General features: G+C 66.5%; 15 protein-coding genes. 4 read left to right on the forward strand and 11 right to left on the reverse strand.

Annotation, left to right across the window (positions count from 1 at the left end; genetic code table 11):
* Positions 1-48: 48 nt before the first annotated feature.
* Together paaK and paaI are read right to left on the reverse strand one after the other, a co-directional pair.
* Positions 49-1,371 (reverse strand): phenylacetate--CoA ligase PaaK, encoded by a 1,323-nt coding sequence (gene paaK, locus BRAS3809_RS32615; protein WP_008966274.1) that lies wholly within the window; start codon positions 1,369-1,371, stop codon positions 49-51.
* Positions 1,372-1,407: 36 nt separating this feature from the next.
* The gene (paaI, locus tag BRAS3809_RS32620; protein ID WP_008966275.1) at positions 1,408-1,866 is read right to left on the reverse strand and encodes a hydroxyphenylacetyl-CoA thioesterase PaaI; all 459 of its coding nucleotides are present in this window, start codon (positions 1,864-1,866) and stop codon (positions 1,408-1,410) included.
* A 233-nt stretch (positions 1,867-2,099) separates the two neighbouring features.
* On the opposite strand from paaI, the gene BRAS3809_RS32625 reads away from it, so the two are divergent.
* Positions 2,100-3,155 carry a YeeE/YedE family protein gene (locus tag BRAS3809_RS32625; RefSeq protein WP_170323366.1) on the forward strand — a complete coding sequence of 352 codons (1,056 nt, stop codon included), beginning with the start codon at positions 2,100-2,102 and terminating at the stop codon, positions 3,153-3,155.
* A gap of 94 nt (positions 3,156-3,249) precedes the next feature.
* Here the strand turns inward: BRAS3809_RS32625 and BRAS3809_RS32630 are convergent, their stop codons facing one another.
* The 6 genes from BRAS3809_RS32630 to BRAS3809_RS32655 all read right to left on the reverse strand — a co-directional run bounded on the left by BRAS3809_RS32630 (position 3,250) and on the right by BRAS3809_RS32655 (position 9,670).
* On the reverse strand, positions 3,250-4,467 hold the full coding sequence (locus BRAS3809_RS32630) for a bifunctional alpha/beta hydrolase/OsmC family protein (RefSeq protein ID WP_008966277.1): 1,218 nt from the start codon (positions 4,465-4,467) through the stop codon (positions 3,250-3,252).
* An 18-nt stretch (positions 4,468-4,485) separates the two neighbouring features.
* Positions 4,486-4,851 (reverse strand): hypothetical protein, encoded by a 366-nt coding sequence (locus BRAS3809_RS32635; RefSeq protein WP_008966278.1) that lies wholly within the window; start codon positions 4,849-4,851, stop codon positions 4,486-4,488.
* Between the two features lie 191 nt (positions 4,852-5,042).
* A complete protein-coding gene (locus BRAS3809_RS32640) occupies positions 5,043-5,705 on the reverse strand; it encodes a sulfite oxidase-like oxidoreductase (protein WP_008966279.1) in 663 nt (220 codons plus the stop codon).
* Positions 5,706-5,731: 26 nt separating this feature from the next.
* Complete coding sequence (locus tag BRAS3809_RS32645) at positions 5,732-7,057, reverse strand: MFS transporter (RefSeq protein WP_008966280.1); 1,326 nt, start codon at positions 7,055-7,057, stop codon at positions 5,732-5,734.
* 335 nt (positions 7,058-7,392) lie between these two features.
* Positions 7,393-8,814, reverse strand: a complete 1,422-nt coding sequence (locus BRAS3809_RS32650; protein ID WP_008966281.1) for an amidase — start codon at positions 8,812-8,814, stop codon at positions 7,393-7,395.
* Between the two features lie 79 nt (positions 8,815-8,893).
* Positions 8,894-9,670 (reverse strand): SDR family oxidoreductase, encoded by a 777-nt coding sequence (locus BRAS3809_RS32655; RefSeq protein ID WP_008966282.1) that lies wholly within the window; start codon positions 9,668-9,670, stop codon positions 8,894-8,896.
* 157 nt (positions 9,671-9,827) lie between these two features.
* On the opposite strand from BRAS3809_RS32655, the gene BRAS3809_RS32660 reads away from it, so the two are divergent.
* A complete protein-coding gene (locus BRAS3809_RS32660) occupies positions 9,828-10,901 on the forward strand; it encodes a tartrate dehydrogenase (protein WP_035660090.1) in 1,074 nt (357 codons plus the stop codon).
* A gap of 399 nt (positions 10,902-11,300) precedes the next feature.
* Here BRAS3809_RS32660 and BRAS3809_RS32665 read toward each other — a convergent pair whose 3' ends face one another.
* From BRAS3809_RS32665 to BRAS3809_RS32675, 3 genes are all read right to left on the reverse strand, one after another.
* A complete protein-coding gene (locus tag BRAS3809_RS32665) occupies positions 11,301-12,212 on the reverse strand; it encodes an NAD(P)-dependent oxidoreductase (RefSeq protein ID WP_008966284.1) in 912 nt (303 codons plus the stop codon).
* A 307-nt stretch (positions 12,213-12,519) separates the two neighbouring features.
* Positions 12,520-13,770: a Zn-dependent hydrolase gene (locus BRAS3809_RS32670; RefSeq protein WP_008966285.1), complete on the reverse strand. Its 1,251-nt coding sequence runs from the start codon at positions 13,768-13,770 to the stop codon at positions 12,520-12,522.
* On the reverse strand, positions 13,767-14,729 hold the full coding sequence (locus BRAS3809_RS32675) for a LysR family transcriptional regulator (protein ID WP_008966286.1): 963 nt from the start codon (positions 14,727-14,729) through the stop codon (positions 13,767-13,769). Before BRAS3809_RS32675 ends, BRAS3809_RS32670 begins: the two co-directional genes overlap by 4 nt.
* 113 nt (positions 14,730-14,842) lie before the next feature.
* Between BRAS3809_RS32675 and BRAS3809_RS32680 the strand changes: the two genes are divergently transcribed.
* Positions 14,843-15,661 (forward strand): putative hydro-lyase, encoded by an 819-nt coding sequence (locus tag BRAS3809_RS32680; protein ID WP_035660096.1) that lies wholly within the window; start codon positions 14,843-14,845, stop codon positions 15,659-15,661.
* 63 nt (positions 15,662-15,724) lie between these two features.
* Positions 15,725-16,969 (forward strand): ABC transporter substrate-binding protein, encoded by a 1,245-nt coding sequence (locus BRAS3809_RS32685; RefSeq protein ID WP_008966288.1) that lies wholly within the window; start codon positions 15,725-15,727, stop codon positions 16,967-16,969.
* Positions 16,970-17,016 lie beyond the last annotated feature (47 nt).

A 17,016-nucleotide genomic window follows, 5' to 3' on the forward strand; every position in this document is an offset into this window, starting at 1 on the left:
TGCGGCGCTCCTCACCATGAGGGTTGAGATGGATTGCGCGCGGGTCCATCACCCCATCGGCCGCTTATCCTTGATCCGCTTCGCCTTGCCGGCCGAGCGCTCCAGCGTATCCGGAGGCACGGCCTTCACCTTGGCCGTCACACCGATGGTGTTCTTGATGTGGATCGAGATTCGCTCGGCGTGCTCGCCGAGTGCCGTCTCGTCCCAATGCTCGGGGCGCGATTCCGCGTAGATGGTCAGCTCGTCCATGCGGCCCTCGCGCGTCAGCTCCAGCATGAAGTGGCCGCCGCACCATTCGGTGGTCAGCAGGATCTCCTCGATCTGCGACGGGAACAGATTGACGCCGCGCAGGATGATCATGTCGTCGGAGCGGCCGGTGACCTTCTCCATGCGCCGCATGCCCGGCCGCGCGGTGCCGGGCAGCAGCCGCGTCAGGTCGCGGGTGCGGTAGCGGATGACGGGGAAGGCTTCCTTGGTCAGCGAGGTGAACACCAACTCGCCCATCTCGCCGTCGGGCAGCACGCGGCCGGTGTCGGGGTCGACGATCTCCGGGTAGAAATGATCCTCCCAGATGTGCAGGCCGTCCTTGGTCTCCAGGCACTCCTGCGCCACGCCGGGACCGATCACCTCCGACAGGCCGTAGATGTCGGTGGCGTCCATCGCGAATGCGTCCTCGATCTCGGCGCGCATCGCGTTGGTCCAGGGCTCGGCGCCGAAGATGCCGATCTTGAGCGAGCTCTGGCGGGGATCGAGGCCCTGGCGCTTGAACTCGTCGAGGATCGCCAGCATGTAGCTCGGCGTCACCGTGATGATGTCGGGACGGAAGTCGTTGATCAGCTGGACCTGCCGCTCGGTCATGCCGCCGGAGATCGGCACCACGGTGCAGCCGAGCTCCTCGGCGCCGTAATGCACGCCGAGACCGCCGGTGAACAGGCCATAGCCATAGGCGTTGTGGATGATCATGCCGCGGCGGCCGCCGGCGGCGCGGATCGAGCGGGCCATCACGCCGGACCAGGTCGCGATGTCGTTCTTGGTATAGCCGACCACGATCGGCTTGCCGGTGGTGCCCGAGGAGGCGTGCACCCGCACCAGCTGCTCGCGCGGCACGGCAAACATGTTGAACGGGTAATTGTCGCGCAGGTCGGTCTTTACCGTGAACGGGAATTTGGCGAGATCGGCGAGTTCGCGGAAATCCGATGGATGCACGCCGGCCTTGTCGAACGCCTGCCGGTAATGGGCGACGTTGTCATAGGCGTGCTTGAGCGACCAGGCGAGGCGCCTGGTCTGCAGCGCCATGATCTCGTCGCGCGAGGCGCGCTCGGTTTCGTCCATCTCGGGCACGTAGCTGCCTGTCGATTGAAGCTTGGTCATGGGTCGGGTCCTTAGGCAGAGCCGTGGGCGAAAAGGTCAGGTCGCGCCATTCGCGCCTGCTGGCACCAGCGTGCCGCCGATGCTGCGCGAATGGCCGCGGAATTCGGCAATGACGGTCTCGCCAGCCGTGACGCGGACGTCGTAGATGCCGGAGCGGCCGCTGCGCGAAACTTCGTGCGCACGGGCCGTCAGGACATCGCCGAGCTTGCCGGGCCGGATGAAGCTGATGCTGCCCTGCGCCGCCACGGTGCGGTCATTGTGGGAATTGCAGGCGAAGGCGAAGGCGGAATCGGCCAGCGTAAAGATGAAGCCGCCATGGGCGATGCCGTGGCCGTTGACCATGTGCGGCTGCACCGTCATCTGCAGGGTGGCGCGTCCTGGGCCGATCTCGACGATCTGCATGCCGAGCCCCTGGCTGGCGCGATCGTCCTGCCACATGGCGTCGGCGCAGGCGCGGGCGAGCGCCTCGGGGGAGAGCGGGGCCGCGCCGCTCACCGGCTGCCCTCCGGCTGCGCGCAGGGCAGGACCGGCGCATGGCAATGCGCATGTGACACCACGGCGTTCTCTCCCGTTGATGCTTGTTGGAACAAGCATTCTGAACTAGTTAAGCTCGATATCGTGGCGAATATTCCGCGCGCGTCAAGCGAAAGCGATGCTTGCGCAGCCCGCGTGTCGCCGCCTGTTTTCCGCAACCGGAAGGACTCCTGCGCGTGCCGGAAGCTGCTGATATGGCCGTCGTGACCGGTCTCGGAATTGGCCTGGTCTATGGCGTGGTCGGGCTGTTGAGCGGCTTCTGCATGATGAGCAGCCTGCGTGACTGGTGGGCCGACGGCGACGGCCTGAAGGCGCGGACTTATGCGCTGGCGATGGGGGTCGCCGTCATCGCCACGCAGCTGCTCGCGGCCAACGGCGCCGTCGATCTCGGCAAGTCGATCTATCTGCAGCCGACCTTCTCGATGCCGCTGATGTTCGCCGGCGGTGTGCTGTTCGGCTACGGCATGGTGCTCGCGAACGGCTGTGGCTCGCGCGCGCTGGTGCTACTCGGCCGCGGCAATCTGCGCTCCTTCGTCGTCGTGACCGTGCTGGCGATCGCGGCGGAGATGACGTTGAAGGGCCTGATCGCGCCGCTGCGGATCGCGCTGATGCAGGGGTCGCAGACGAATGCGACCGCGACGTCTCTGCCGGCCGTGCTGTCTGCCGGCGGCCTGCACGGCGCATCGGCGCGGCTGCTGCCGGCACTGGCGCTCGGCGGCGCGCTGCTCGTCTTCGCTCTTGCGCATGCACCCTTCCGGCGCTCGCCCGGCCAGATGTTGGCGGGCCTCATCGTCGGGCTGCTGATCGCGGCCGGCTGGTTCGCGACCGGCACGCTCGGCGCCGATGATTTCAACCCGGTGCCGGTGGCGTCGCTGACCTTCGTCGCGCCGATCGCCGATGCCCTGCAATATGTCATGCTGTCGACGGGCTCGACGGTGAATTTCGGCATCGCCACCGTGGCCGGCGTGCTCGTCGGCAGTCTGTTGACGGCCGTGGCAACGCGCCGCTTCGCGCTCGAGGGCTTTCAGTCGCCGCAACACATGCTGCGCTCAGCCGGCGGCGCCGCGCTGATGGGCATCGGCGGCGTCATGGCGCTGGGCTGCTCGGTGGGGCAGGGGCTGACGGGACTGTCGACCCTGGCGCTGCCGTCATTCGTGGCCATTGGCGGCATCTTCATCGGCACGGCGGTGGGGCTGCGTGGCGCCTTGCGCGTCAGGCCCTTGAAGATCGAGCCGCAGGCGGCGCGTTAGTTTCATTGCGTCGCTACCAACCGACGTCATTTCGGGTTCAAGGCCTGTCGGCCTTGCCCCGGAATGACGTTCGGTGTGATGTCGGCGAACGATCTCACTCCGCCGCGCGCGTGACGATGCGGATCTCCGACGTCAGCGTCCGGTGCACCGGGCATTTGTCGGCGATCTCCATCAGCTTCTTGCGCTGCTCCGCATCGAGCGCGCCGTCCATGTGGATCTCGCGCTCGAGCTGATCGATCAGGCCAACCTTGGTCTCGCACTCCGCGCAATCCTCCGCATGGATCTTGCTGTGGCGCAGGGTGACGGTGACGCGGTCGAGCGGCACGGCCTTGCGGTCGGCATAGAGCCGCATCGTCATCGAGGTGCAGGCGCCGAGCGCCGCCAGGAGCAGATCATAGGGGCTCGGCCCGGTATCCTGGCCGCCGACCGAGAGCGGCTCGTCCGCCGTCAGGCGATGCGGGCCGAGCGCGATGCTCTGCTGCAGCTTGCTCGACCGCGTCTCGCGCACGATGACGTCGCGGGGACCCTCCACGGTCGCCGCTTCGGCGCCCGCCGGGGCGACGTAGCGGCTGGCCCAGCTCGCGATCACCTCGGCGATATAGGCGGCATCCGTCTTGCTGCTGATGAGATGATCGGCATGGTCGAGCGAGATGAAGCTCTTCGGATGCTTGGCGGCGACGAAGATGTGGGTCGCATTGTCGATGCCGACGGTGTCGTCGACCGGAGAGTGCATCACCAGCAGCGCCTTGTGCAGATGCTTGACCTTGTCGAGCAGGCGCTGCTCGGCCACGTCGTCGAGGAACGAGCTGCTGATGCGGAACGGCCGGCCCGCGAGCGAGACTTCGGCCGTGCCGTCGCGGCGGATCGCCTCGATGCTGTCCTTGAACATCGCGGTGACATGCGCGGGATCGGAGGGGGCGGCGATCGTCACCACGGCTTTCGCATCCGGGATGTCGCCGGCCGCCGCCAGCACGGCTGCGCCGCCGAGACTGTGACCGATCAGGATCGACGGCGCCTGCCGGGTCTGGCGCAGATGATCGGCCGCGCGGACGAGGTCGGCGACGTTGGACGAGAACGTCGTGTTGGCGAAATCGCCTTCGCTGGAGCCGAGGCCGGTAAAGTCGAAGCGCAACACCGCGATGCCGTGCGCGGTCAGCGCCATCGCGATGCGGCGCGCCGCGTGCGTGTCCTTGCCGCAGGAGAAGCAATGGGCGAACAGCGCATAAGCGCGCGGCGTGCCGTCGGGGAGATCGAGGGCCGCCGACAGCCTGTCGCCGCTGGCGCCTTCAAACTGGAAACGTTCGGTCGGCATGCGTGGGTCCCTCGATGTTCACTCGCGCTGAGGCAGCAGCTCGATCTCCTGTTCGCCGTTCCGGATCGCCGTCGGCAGGTCCTGGGCAACCAGATCGGAAATCCATTGGACCAGCGTGGGCAGGCCTTCCTCCTTGGCGCGCCGGCGAAGCGGCGGCAGGTCGCGCTCGTGCGCGGTGCCGACCTTGATGTTGAGGCGCTCATAGGGAATCTCGCCGTCCGGCGGCCGGTAGCGCGCATCGAACAGGCGGCGGCCGTGGCTGCGCACGAGGTGGATGCGAATGCCGCCGAGATCCTGTGCGGTCAGGGCGGCGAGGATCACGCTTGGCTTGAGCAGATACCCATAGCCCTTCGGGATCTTGCCGGTCTCTGAGGTGAACTCCATGCTGCGTCTCTGGCACGTTCGGATATCGCGGTGATCGCGCTTTGGGAGGCAAGCGATAGCATGCAGTCCGTAGGGTGGGCAAAGCGAAGCGTGCCCACCATTCTTATCTGCTCAGCTGCTCGACGGTGGGCACGACGCTGCGCGTCTTTGCCCACCCTACGGCTCCGTCAGTTCGGCGTCAGCCGAGCCCGTCACTCCGAATAGCGCTGCTCGGACCAGGGATCGCCGCGATTGTGATAGCCGCGGACTTCCCAGTAGCCGGGCTTGTCGGCCTCGAGAAACTCGATCGCCTTCAGCCATTTCGCGCTCTTCCAGAAATACAGATGCGGCACCACGACGCGGACCGGGCCGCCATGCTCGAGGGTGAGCGGTGCGCCGGACCAGCTGTGCGCGAGCAGCGCATCCTCGGCGGCGAAATCCTCCAGCGCGAGATTGGTGGTGTAGCCGTCATAGGAATGCAGCACGACGAAATTGGCTGTGTCGCGCGGCCGGCAGGCGGCGAGCAGGTCGCGTGTGGCGAGACCCTCCCACTGATTGTCGTAGCGCGACCAGGTCGTCACGCAATGGATGTCGGAGACGAACTGGCGCTGCTCCTGGGCGAGAAACGCGGGCATATCCCAGAACAGCGGACTTTCGACCGCACCATAGACGTCGAGCCGCCAGCGCTCTGGTGTGACCGACGGCGTCAGGCCGAGGTCGAGCACCGGCCAGTCGCGTGTCAGATGCTGGCCCGGCGGCAGGCGCTCATCCTCCGGCCTGACGATGCGGCCGGTCAGGAATTTGCCCTCACGCGCCCAGCGTTCCTTGCTGCGGGTCAGCTTGCTCTCGGGCGGCAGCCCGGACTCGTCTGCCATCTCGGTACCCCGTCGATTTGCGCGGCTCACTCATGCCTGTGCATGGCGGACGCATGCTTGGTGTCGCGCATGGTCGCATAGATGAGCAGCGAGAGGAAGATCACGCCGGACAGGTAATAATAGAACCAAGTCTCGTGCCCGATGCTCTTGAAATAGAGCGCGATCGCCGGCGCGGTGCCGCCGAACAGCGAGACGGTGATCGCGTAGGGCAGGCCGACGCCGAGCGCGCGGATGTTGGTCGGGAACAGCTCGGCCTTCACCACGGCGTTGATCGAGGTGTAGCCGGCGGTGAAGATCCAGGCGCCGCAGATCAGCAGGAAGGCCGTGAACGGCTCCTTGGTGGCCTTGAGCGCGGTCAGGATCGGGATCGTCGACAGGGTGCCGGCGATGCCGAAGAAGATCAAGAGCGGCTTGCGGCCGATGCGGTCGGAGATCGCGCCGTACAGCGGCTGCAGCACGCAGGCGAAAAGCAGCGAGCCGAAGATCACCATCGTGGTCTGGTCTTCGGTCAGGCCGACCGACAGCTTGACGAAGGTCTGCATGTAGGTGGTGAAGGTGTAGAACGCCGCGGTGCCGCCGGCGGTGAGGCCGACGACGAGCAGGAGCTCGCGCGGATATCTGAACAGCGCGGCCATCGAGCTGGACGAGCCCGCCTTCTTCTTGGCCTCCACGAACGCTTCGGTCTCGTGCAGATTGCGCCGCATCACCGCGACGAAGACCGCGAGGCAGGCGCCGATGAAGAACGGGATGCGCCAGCCCCAGGCCTTCAGCTCGTCGGTGGTCAGAAACACCTTTTGCAGCAGCAGGAGCACGATGATCGCGGTGAGCTGGCCTCCGATCAGGGTGACGTATTGGAAGCTGGAATAGAAGCCGCGATGCTTCGCGTCAGCGACTTCCGACAGATAGGTGGCGCTGGCGCCATACTCGCCGCCGAGGCTGAGGCCCTCGATGACCCGGGCGAGCGCCAGGATGATCGGCGCGGCGATGCCGATCGTGGCATAGGTCGGCGTCACCGCGATGATCAGCGAGCCGAAGCACATGCACAGCACGGAGACGGTCAGCGACAGCCGCCGGCCATACTGGTCGGCGAGATAGCCGAACAGCCAGCCGCCAAGCGGGCGCATCAGGAAGGTGGCGGCGAACACCACCGCGGCGTTGAGCTGCTCGACGACCGGATCCTTCGAGGGGAAGAACGCCGGCGCGAAATACAGCGCGAACGCGGTGTAGGCGTAGAAGTCGTACCATTCGACGAGGTTGCCGGCGGAGCCGATCAGGATCGCCTTGATGCGGCGTTCGACGTCCGCGATCGACGTGGCTGGCGTTACGGCAGGCTCGATCGCCTGGTCTGTCATGTCCGGTCTCCGGGCAAGCGTGATTTTGCGGCTCTTCTACGGGAACCGGCGGGATTGCCAATACAGAATAACGGCGGAGGTCCCATGTTCCCTGGGGCAGGAACTTTGCGCTGCGCGAGGATCGGGGGCCTCGCCCTTCGAGATGCTCGCCTTCGGCGAGCTGCTCAGGGTGAGAGGGAAGATGCGGCCTAGACGAGCGGGCTGCCGACGCGGGCGGACATTTCACCCCTCATGGTGAGGAGCGCCGAAGGCGCGTCTCGAACCATGAGGCCGCCGTCCGGGCCGCACCCTTCGAGACGCCGCTGCACGACTCCTCAGGGTGAGGGGAAGGTCTCTTACTTCGGCGCGCGCGGATCGATCGGGGTGGAGCTGGCGACGCCGAGGACATCTTCCAGCACCTTGGCACCGGCCAGCAGGCCGGCATCGTTGCGCGGCCGCGCGACCATTTGCAGGCCGACCGGCAGGCCGGCGGCCGTGAAGCCGCAGGGCAGGGACAGCGCCGGGCAGCAGGCGAGCGTGATGGCGTAGACGATGCCGAGCCATTGCACGTAGTTGTCGAATGTGTGCCCGGCGCATTCGGCGACGTAGCGGTTCTCGACCGGGAACGGCGGCACGATGGTCGCCGGCGCCAGCAGCAAATCATAGGTCTCGAAGAACTTCACCGCGCGCGCGGTGATCGCCACGCGCTGCGCTTCGGCGCGCGCGATCTGTGCCACCGTCAGCTTCAGGCCTTCCTCGATGTTCCAGATCACCTCGGGCTTCAGCAGGTCGCGCTTCGTCCGCAGCAGCTCCTGCTTGCTCATCGCGAAGTCGAGCGCGCGCAGCACGTGGAAGCATTCATGTGCTTCGCTGAAATCGGGATGCGCCTCCTCGACGATCACGCCGAGCTCACTGAAACGCTGCGCCGCCTTGCGGGTCACGGCAATGACCTCGGGATCGACCGGCGTGATGCCGAGATCGGGCGAGTAGGCGATGCGCACCGGCTTCTTGCCGGAGCGGGCCGCTGCCAGGAACGAGGTCGCGGGCGAAGGCAGCGAGATCGGATCGGCGGCGTATTCGCCGCTCATCGCATCCAGCAGCAGCGCGAGATCCTCGACATTGCGGGCCATCGGGCCCTGAACGCCGAGGTTGCGGTCGATGGCGACCGCCGGCGTATGCGCGACGCGGCCGAAGCTCGGGCGCAAGCCGACGATGCCGCAGAAGCTCGCGGGATTGCGCAGCGAGCCGCCCATGTCCGAGCCATGCGCCAGCCACGCCATGCCGGTGGCGAGCGCGACCGCGGCGCCGCCGGAGGAGCCGGCGGCCGAGCGGGACGTGTCCCAGGGATTGCGCGTCGCGCCGAACACCTCGTTGAAGGTGTTGGCGCCGGCGCCGAATTCCGGGGTGTTCGACTTGGCGTAGATCACGCCGCCATTCGCTTCGAGATGCTCGACCATCAGGTCTGAGCGTTCCGGAATCCGGTCCTTGAAGATCGGCGAGCCCTGCGTGGTCAGCACGCCCTGGACATCGGTGAGGTCCTTGATCGGGACGGGCAGCCCGGCGAGCAGGCCGCGGTCGCCGGCCGGCTTCTGCATCAGCGCCTTGGCGTGATCACGCGCGCGGTCGAAGCACAGGGTCGGCAGCGCATTGACCTTGTCGTCGACGGCCTTGATGCGCGCTTCCAGCGCGTCGAGGCAATCGAGCGGGGTGACTTCGCCGGCCTTCAACTTGTCGACGACGGCACAGGCGGTCTCGCGGATCAATCCCTGGTCGGCCAAAGCTTGGTTCTCCTGATTGGAAGCGTCCCGGCGCGTCGTCGTAGATCATGTTTCGCGCGCAGTAGAAAGGCCGCTGCGCTCAACCCCACCCTGCGCTGATGCCGCCATCGACGGTATAGATCACGCCCGAGGTGTAGCCGGCGCGGTCGGACGCCAGGAACGCCATCAGGTCGGCAATCTCTCTGACGTGGGCGGGGCGGCCGAGCGGCAGGCCCTTCTGGAATTCCGTGTAGCGGCTTTCGTCGCCGAACTGCTGCTTGGCACGGGTCTTCAGCAGGGTGACGTGCCGGTCGGTGCCGACCGGGCCGGGATTGATGCCGACGACGCGGATGTTGTCGGCGAGGCTCTTGGAGCCGAGCGCGCGGGTGAAGGCCATCAGCGCCGCGTTGCCGGCGCTGCCGCAGATGTAGTTGGCATCGAACTTCTCGCCGGCCGCGCCGATGTCGTTGATGATCACACCCGCTCCGCGCGCCTTCATCTGCGCATAGACCAGCCGCGCCAGGTTGATGAAGCCGAACACTTTGAGGTCCCAGGCGTGCCGCCAGGTCGCCTCGTCGATCCTGTCGATCGGGCCGCCCGGAATGTCGCCGGCATTGTTGACGAGGATGTCGATGTCGGCCGCCTCCTGCGCCAGCCGGGTCACGTCCTCGGATTTGCGCAGGTCGACCACGTGCGCCGCCGCATCGATCTGGTGCCTCGCGCGGAGCTGCTCGACCAGCGCCGACAGGCGGTCGCTGCTGCGCGCCGCGAGCCGGACATGGCAGCCTTCCTCGGCGAAGGCTTCGGCCGCGGCCGCGCCGATGCCCTTGGACGCGCCGGTGATGAGAACGCGCTTGCCGCGCAGATGAAGATCCATGGCAATTCTCGCAGAATGGGAGGAGACCGGATTGTCTTGCGCGTCAGCCATGCGGTCAATCCCGCACCGCAGCGTTGCGCTCGCCCGGCGTTTGGTCCATTCAGGCGATCGACGATTTCGGGCCGGGACAGCCGGCGCCCATGTGAGGATCCGCTCGATGAGCAAAAAACCCTATCGCATCGCAGTCATTCCCGGCGACGGCATCGGCAAGGAGGTCATGCCCGAGGGGCTGCGCGTGATCGAGGCGGCCGCCAAGAAGCACGGCGTCGCGGTGCAGTTCGACCATTTCGACTTCTCGAGCTACGACTATTACGAGAAGCACGGCCAGATGATGCCGGACGACTGGAAGACGCAGATCGGCAGCCATGACGCGATCTATTTCGGCGCCGTCGGCTGGCCGGCCAAGATCGCCGACCACGTCTCGTTGTGGGGCTCATTGATCAAGTTCCGCCGCGAGTTCGATCAGTATGTGAACCTGCGCCCCGTTCGCCTGATGCCCGGCGTGCCCAGCCCGCTGGCCGGCCGCAAGCCCGGCGACATCGATTTCTGGGTGGTGCGCGAGAACACCGAAGGCGAGTACTCCTCCGTCGGCGGCCGCATGTTCCCGGATACTGACCGCGAGTTCGTGACGCAGCAGACGGTGATGACCCGCACCGGCGTCGACCGCATCCTGAAGTTCGCGTTCGAGCTGGCGCAATCGCGGCCGAAAAAGCATCTGACGTCGGCGACCAAGTCCAACGGCATCTCGATCACGATGCCGTATTGGGACGAGCGCGTCGAGGCGATGGCCAAGAACTACCCGGGCGTGAAGTGGGACAAGTACCACATCGACATCCTCACCGCGAACTTCGTGCTGCATCCGGACTGGTTCGACGTCGTGGTCGGCTCCAATCTGTTCGGCGACATCCTGTCGGATCTGGGACCTGCCTGCACCGGCACCATCGGCATCGCGCCGTCGGGCAATATCAACCCGGAGCGCAATTTCCCGTCGGTGTTCGAGCCGGTGCACGGCTCCGCGCCCGATATCGCGGGGCAGGGGATCGCCAATCCGATCGGCATGATCTGGTCGGGGGCGATGATGCTGGAGCATCTCGGCGAGAAGACCGCAGCGCAGTCGATCGTCGGCGCGATCGAGCGCACGCTGGCGGAGCGGACGTTGCGCACGCGGGATCTTGGCGGGAATGCCGATACGGTCACGTGCGGCAAGGCGGTGGCGGAGATGGTGGATTAGCTCAGCTGTTTGTCGTCGCCCCGGCGAACGCCGGGGCCCATAACCACCGGCTGTCGTTGTAACTACCGGTCTTTGCCACCGTTCGCTACTGATCAATCACGCGGTATGGGTCCCGGCGTTCGCCGGGACGACAATGGTGGTTTGGGCTGCAGCTCGGCCCACATCGTCATTGCGAGGAGCGCAGCGACGAAGCAATCCAGAGTCCTTGCTCAGCCCTGGATTGCTTCGCTTCGCTCGCAATGACGGAGAGGCCGTAGGGTGGGCAAAGGCGAGGCCGCGCTGCATCCCCAAATGATCTCGCGGTGGCGCCGTGCCCACCATCTTGCCGCGTGCGCGCTGATCGATGGTGGGCACGCTGCCGCCTGCGGCGGCTGCTTTGCCCACCCTACGCGGCTACAACTACGTCTTCGCCACCCTTCGGCAGTGCTCCCAGGCGGCGTGGATCAGGTTCTCGCTCGCCTCGGGCGTGCGGAACGCCGAGTGCGCCGACAGCGTCACGTTGGGGATCGTCGTGAGCACATGACCGGCCGGCAGCGGCTCGGTGTTGAAGACGTCGAGGCCGGCGTGGCGGATGTGGCCGGAGCGGAGCGCGTCGATCATCGCGGCTTCGTCGACGATGGCGGCGCGGGCGGTATTGACGAAGAGCACGCCTTTGCGCATCTGCGCGATGCGCTCGCGCGAGAGGAAGCCGCGGGTGTCGTCGTTGAGCAGGAGATGCAGCGAGACCACGTGGCTGGTCGCCAGCAGCCGATCGAGCGACACGAACTCCACGCCCGGATGGCTCTTCGGCGACCGGTTCCAGGCGATCACCTTCATGCCGCTTCCGCTTGCGATGCGCGCAACCTCCGCGGCGATGCCGCCGAAGCCGATCAGGCCGAGCGTCTTGCCGGTGAGCTGCACGCCGTCGTCGCGCAGCCAATTGCCGGCGCGCATCTCGCGGTCCATCTGCGCGAGGCCGCGCGCCGAAGCCCACATCAGCGCGATCGCGGCTTCCGCCACCGCCGTGTCGCCATAGCCCTTGATCAGGTGAACGGTGATGCCGAGCTCGGCCAGCTCCTCCGGATTCATGTAGCTGCGCGCGCCGGTACCGAGGAAGACGACGTGCTTCAGGTTCTTGCACTGCTTGGCGACATCAGTCGGCAGCGCGGTGTGGTCGACCACGCCGATCTCGGCGCCGTCGAGAATGGCCGGCCAGCCCTCCGGCTTGATGTCGGGATCGAGATGCACGCGCATCTCGGGATCGCCGGATTGGCGCTGCCGCTCGAAGATCTCGGCCAGCGACGAGTTGGCGTCGATGAAAACTCCGCGCACTGATACCTCCTGATTAGATCCCATGAGCAGATGGGGCAGGGCGACTGGCTGTTGTTCTGGCTCGAAGCGTCTCGGGCCTCATGGCTCGAGACGCGCCGTACGTATCGACCGGTGTTGCCGCACCGCCCCGGGCGCGGCGCTCCTCACCATGAGGGGCAGCTCCGACACCGGAGCTGCGGGCGGATCACTTGCTGCTTGCCCATGGAGATGAAAAACAAGCTCGCCGCAGCCTCTCCCCTCATCCTGAGGAGCCGCGCAGCGGCGTCTCGAAGGATGAGGTCCCGATGCGTCCGCAAGCATCAGCCGGTCACGACGCCACGCCCGCCAGCGACAGCACGGTGTGCAGCAGCACATTCGCGCCCGCCGCGCAGTCGGACTGCGTCGCGTCCTCCAGCTCGTTGTGGCTGATGCCGTCCTTGCAGGGGACGAACACCATCGCCGCGGGCATGATGGTGTTGAGGTTGCAGGCGTCGTGGCCGGCGCCGGAGGTGATGCGGCGGTGGGAATAGCCGAGGGAGCCTGCGGCGCGCTCCACGGCGTCGACCAGCCTGGGATCGAAATGCGTCGGCGGCTTGCGCCAGACCTGGTCGATCGCGATCTCGACGCGGCGCTTCTTGGAAATCTCGCTCGCGGCCGCGCGCAGGCTGGCGTCGAGCGCCTCCAGGGTGTCGGCGTTGGCGCTGCGGCAGTCGATGGTGAAGGCGATCTCGCCAGGGATGACGTTGCGCGAGGGATTGGCGATGACGGCCTCGCCGATGGTGGCGACCGCATTCGGCCCGAGCCTGATCGCGATCTGCTCCAGGGTCAGCGCGAACTCCGACAGCGCCAGCAGCGCGTCGCGGCGCAGCGGCATCGGTGTCGAGCCGGCATGGCTCTCGAAGCCCGTCACCTTGCCGTCGTACCAGAACACGCCCTGGCCGTGATCGACCACGCCGATGGTCTTGTTCTCGGCCTCCAGGATCGGGCCCTGCTCGATGTGCAGTTCGACGAAGCCCGAGAACCTCTGCGTGCCGACGGCCGTTGCGCCGCGATAGCCGATGCCGTCCAGCGCCTCGCCGACGGTCACGCCTTCCGCGTCCTTGCGCGACAAGATGTCCTCGACGGTGAAGTCGCCGACATAGGCGGCCGAGGCCATCATCGCCGGCGCGAAGCGCGAACCTTCCTCGTTGGTCCAGTTGACGATGCACAGCGGCGCGTCGGTCTCGATGCCGGCGTCGTTCAGCGTGCGGATCACCTCGAGCGCGCCGAGCGTGCCGAGAATGCCATCGAACTTGCCGCCGGTCGGTTGGGTGTCGAGATGCGAGCCGAGCCCGACCGGCGGCTTCGACATGTCGCGGCCCTTGCGCAATGCGAACATCGAGCCGAGCGTGTCGACGTGAACCTCCAGGCCGGCGTCCTCGCAGGCTTTCCGGAACCAGTCGCGGACCTGCTTGTCCTCCTGGCTCAAGGTCAGCCGGCGCACGCCGCCCTTCGGCGTGGCGCCGAATTTGGCGGTCTCGTGGATGCTGTCCCAGAGGCGGGCGGAATCGATCTGCAGATTGGTGGCGGCGCGGCTCATGCTGTTAGTCCTTGTACTCCGGCATCCTGTCCATCGCGCGCCGCGACGGCGGCGTCAACCGATGTGGCGGGATGGCTGGCCGTCTGCGCCGTCCGGGCTGCGAGCTCGGCGACGCGCTCGATGGCGACCATCTCGGGCGACGACAGCCAGCTCGCGGTGAAGGTCAGCGGCGGGATGCGCAGGTCGGTCTCGAGCTCCTGCAGGCGGCCGTTCTCGATCTCGTTGGCGACGATGGCGGCGGGAATGACGGCGACGCCGAGGCCCTCGACGGCCATGTGAATCACCGTCGCAAGCGAGGCGCTGGCGTGCAGCCGCATCGGCGGCAGATGCGGGCGGTTGAACAGCGATCGGACATTGTCATAGGGCTGGGTGTTGCGCGGGAAGGTGATGATCGGGAAGCGCGCCATCTGCTCGGCCGTGACGATGCCCGTGTCGAAGCCGAGCGCGGGGCTGGCGAGGAAGCTGATCGGATAGTCGCACAGCACGCGGCTGCGGATGCCCGATTCCGAGGGCGCGCCGAGCGCGAAGGCAAGCTCGATCTCCTGCGCCAGCAGGCGCGCGTGCAGGTTCGGCGTGACGTCGACCTCGATCTCCAGCGACAGGTTCGGATAGCTCTCGTTGACGCTCTTGATCAGCCGCGGCAGCCAGTCGTGCACGATCGTCTCGGCGACGCCGAGCCGGAGCACGCCGCGCATCGCCGAGCGGTCGCCGACCTCGGCCAGCATTTCCGCCCGCAGGCCGATCAGCTTCTCGGCGTAGACCAGCATCTGGCGTCCGACGGCCGTCGGCGAGGCCACGCGGTGGTCGCGGTTCAGCAGCTTCACGCCGAGCTCGCGCTCGAGCTGGGCGATGCGCTGGGAGATCGCTGGCTGGGTGGTGTTGAGGCGCTGCGCGGCGCCGCGGAAGCTGCCGAGCTTCACGACCCAGAGAAACGTCTCGATGGAACGGAAATCCAACATGGGCCCCGCCTCGGATCAATTTGTTTTATCGATCCTGATTAAAAACGAAGATTAGACTTTATAGCATGGCTGATGTTGAGTGAGTTTGTCGAGATATTAGGCAAATGGCACAAATGACTGTTTCTGCGGCATTGCAGCAATCGATGGGCGAAGCCGCGCTTCTCCCCAGCCATCAGGCCCGCCTGGATTATCGCACCGGCAAGGGATGGAGCACCGCGGGCGTGGCCAACGGCTTTGTCCAAGGCAATCTGGCCATCATCCCGGAGCGGTACGCCGGCGCCTTCCACCGCTTCTGCCAGCTCAATCCGAAGCCGTGCCCGATCATCGGCATGTCCGATCCGGGCAATCCTCAGATTCCGGCACTCGGCGCCGATCTGGACATCCGCACCGACGTGCCGCGCTACCGCGTCTGGCGCGACGGCGAGATGGTCGAGGAGCCGACCGATCTGATGGCGCATTGGCGCGACGATCTCGTCACCTTCGTGCTCGGCTGCTCGTTCTCGTTCGAAGAGGCGCTGATGGCCGACGGCCTGCCGATCCGCCACATCGAGCAGGGCTGCCGCGTGCCGATGTACCGCACCAACATCGCCTGCACGCCGTCGGGCCCGTTCGCCGGTCCCATGGTGGTGTCGATGCGCCCGTTCAAGCCGGCGCAGGCGATTCGCGCGGTGCAGATCACGACGCGCTTTCCCGCCGTGCACGGCGCGCCGGTGCATCTCGGCCTGCCCGAGCAGATCGGCATCGCCGATATCAACAAGCCCGATTACGGTGACCCGGTGCCGGTGGGCCCGGACGAGATTCCTGTATTCTGGGCGTGCGGCGTGACCCCGCAGGCGGTGATCGCGGCGGCGAAGCTGCCCTTCGCCATCACCCATGCGCCGGGATTGATGCTGATCACCGATCTCAGGAACAAGGATCTCGCCGTTCTCTAGAAGCCAGCCACGACGCTCACGCCTTTGCCTTCGACGTCTTTCGTTTCACCAGAGGATCTTGCCATGACCATCACGCGCCGTAACGTCCTGCTTGGAGCCACCGCTGCCGCCGCCCTCGGGCCGATCGCCGCCCGCGCGCAGACCTCCGAGGTGAAGATCGGCGTCATCTATCCGTTCTCGGGCGCGAGCGCGCAGATCGGTGTCGATGCGCAGCGCGCCTTCGAGACCGCGGCCGAGATCATCAACGGCAAGTATGACTACGACCTCCCGCTTGCCCGCACCGAGGGCCTGCCGGGCCTCGGCGGCGCCAAGATCAAGCTGGTGTTCGCCGATCACCAGGCCGACCCGCAGAAGGGCCGCGCCGAGGCCGAGCGCCTGATCACCCAGGAGAAGGTGGCCGCCGTCATCGGCTCCTACCAGAGCGCCGTCGCGGTCACGGCGAGCCAGATCTGCGAGCGCTACCAGATCCCGTATCTCTCCGCCGACAACTCCTCGCCGAGCCTGCATCGCCGCGGCCTGAAGTATTATTTCCGCGCCGCGCCGCATGACGAGATGTTCTCGCAGGCGATGTTCGACTTCTTCGACGCGATGAAGAAGAAGGGCACCAAGATCGAGACGCTCGCGCTGTTCCACGAGGATACGATCTTCGGCACCGATTCCAGCAACGCCCAGCTCAAGCTCGCGCAGGAGCGCGGCTACAAGGTCGTCGCCGACATCAAGTACCGCGCCAACTCGCCGTCGCTCTCGGCCGAGGTGCAGCAGCTCAAGGCCGCCAATGCCGACGTGTTGATGCCCTCGAGCTACACCACGGACGGCATCCTCTTGGTCAAGACCATGGCGGAACTCGGCTACAAGCCGAACGCGATCGTGGCCCAGGACGCCGGCTTCTCCGAGAAGGCGCTGTATGACGCGGTCGGCGACAAGCTCGAAGGCGTGATCTCGCGCGGCTCGTTCTCGCTCGACCTCGCCGCCAAGCGGCCGATGGTCGGCAAGATCAACGACAGGTTCAAGGCGAAGTCGGGCAAGGACTTCAACGATTACTCGTCGCGCCAGTTCATGGGCCTGATCATGATGGCGGACGCCATCAACCGCGCCAAGTCGACCGACGGCGAGAAGATCCGCGACGCGCTGGCCGCGACCGACCTGCCGGGCGAGCAGACCATCATGCCGTGGAAGCGGGTCAAGTTCGACGAGAACGGCCAGAACAACGACGCCGATCCGGTGCTGCTGCAATATGTCGGCGGCAAGTTCGTGACCATTTTCCCGGCCCAGGCTGCGGTGGCCGAAGCCAGCTGGCCGATGAAGTAACGAACTCCCGCCCTAGGGCCGGGGAGACCATGGCGGAGCATCTGTCG

The organism is Bradyrhizobium sp. STM 3809 (genome assembly GCF_000239795.1).
GTDB lineage: Bacteria > Pseudomonadota > Alphaproteobacteria > Rhizobiales > Xanthobacteraceae > Bradyrhizobium.

What these genes read in the sequence shown, in the direction of transcription:
- paaK (WP_008966274.1), bottom strand. Translation starts at nt 1,371, where the DNA reads ATGACCAAGCTTCAATCGACAGGCAGCTACGTGCCCGAGATGGACGAA.
- BRAS3809_RS32625 (WP_170323366.1), top strand. Translation starts at nt 2,100, where the DNA reads ATGGCCGTCGTGACCGGTCTCGGAATTGGCCTGGTCTATGGCGTGGTC.
- BRAS3809_RS32630 (WP_008966277.1), bottom strand. Translation starts at nt 4,467, where the DNA reads ATGCCGACCGAACGTTTCCAGTTTGAAGGCGCCAGCGGCGACAGGCTG.
- BRAS3809_RS32635 (WP_008966278.1), bottom strand. Translation starts at nt 4,851, where the DNA reads ATGGAGTTCACCTCAGAGACCGGCAAGATCCCGAAGGGCTATGGGTAT.
- BRAS3809_RS32640 (WP_008966279.1), bottom strand. Translation starts at nt 5,705, where the DNA reads ATGGCAGACGAGTCCGGGCTGCCGCCCGAGAGCAAGCTGACCCGCAGC.
- BRAS3809_RS32645 (WP_008966280.1), bottom strand. Translation starts at nt 7,057, where the DNA reads ATGACAGACCAGGCGATCGAGCCTGCCGTAACGCCAGCCACGTCGATC.
- BRAS3809_RS32655 (WP_008966282.1), bottom strand. Translation starts at nt 9,670, where the DNA reads ATGGATCTTCATCTGCGCGGCAAGCGCGTTCTCATCACCGGCGCGTCC.
- BRAS3809_RS32660 (WP_035660090.1), top strand. Translation starts at nt 9,828, where the DNA reads ATGAGCAAAAAACCCTATCGCATCGCAGTCATTCCCGGCGACGGCATC.
- BRAS3809_RS32670 (WP_008966285.1), bottom strand. Translation starts at nt 13,770, where the DNA reads ATGAGCCGCGCCGCCACCAATCTGCAGATCGATTCCGCCCGCCTCTGG.
- BRAS3809_RS32675 (WP_008966286.1), bottom strand. Translation starts at nt 14,729, where the DNA reads ATGTTGGATTTCCGTTCCATCGAGACGTTTCTCTGGGTCGTGAAGCTC.
- BRAS3809_RS32680 (WP_035660096.1), top strand. Translation starts at nt 14,843, where the DNA reads ATGACTGTTTCTGCGGCATTGCAGCAATCGATGGGCGAAGCCGCGCTT.
- BRAS3809_RS32685 (WP_008966288.1), top strand. Translation starts at nt 15,725, where the DNA reads ATGACCATCACGCGCCGTAACGTCCTGCTTGGAGCCACCGCTGCCGCC.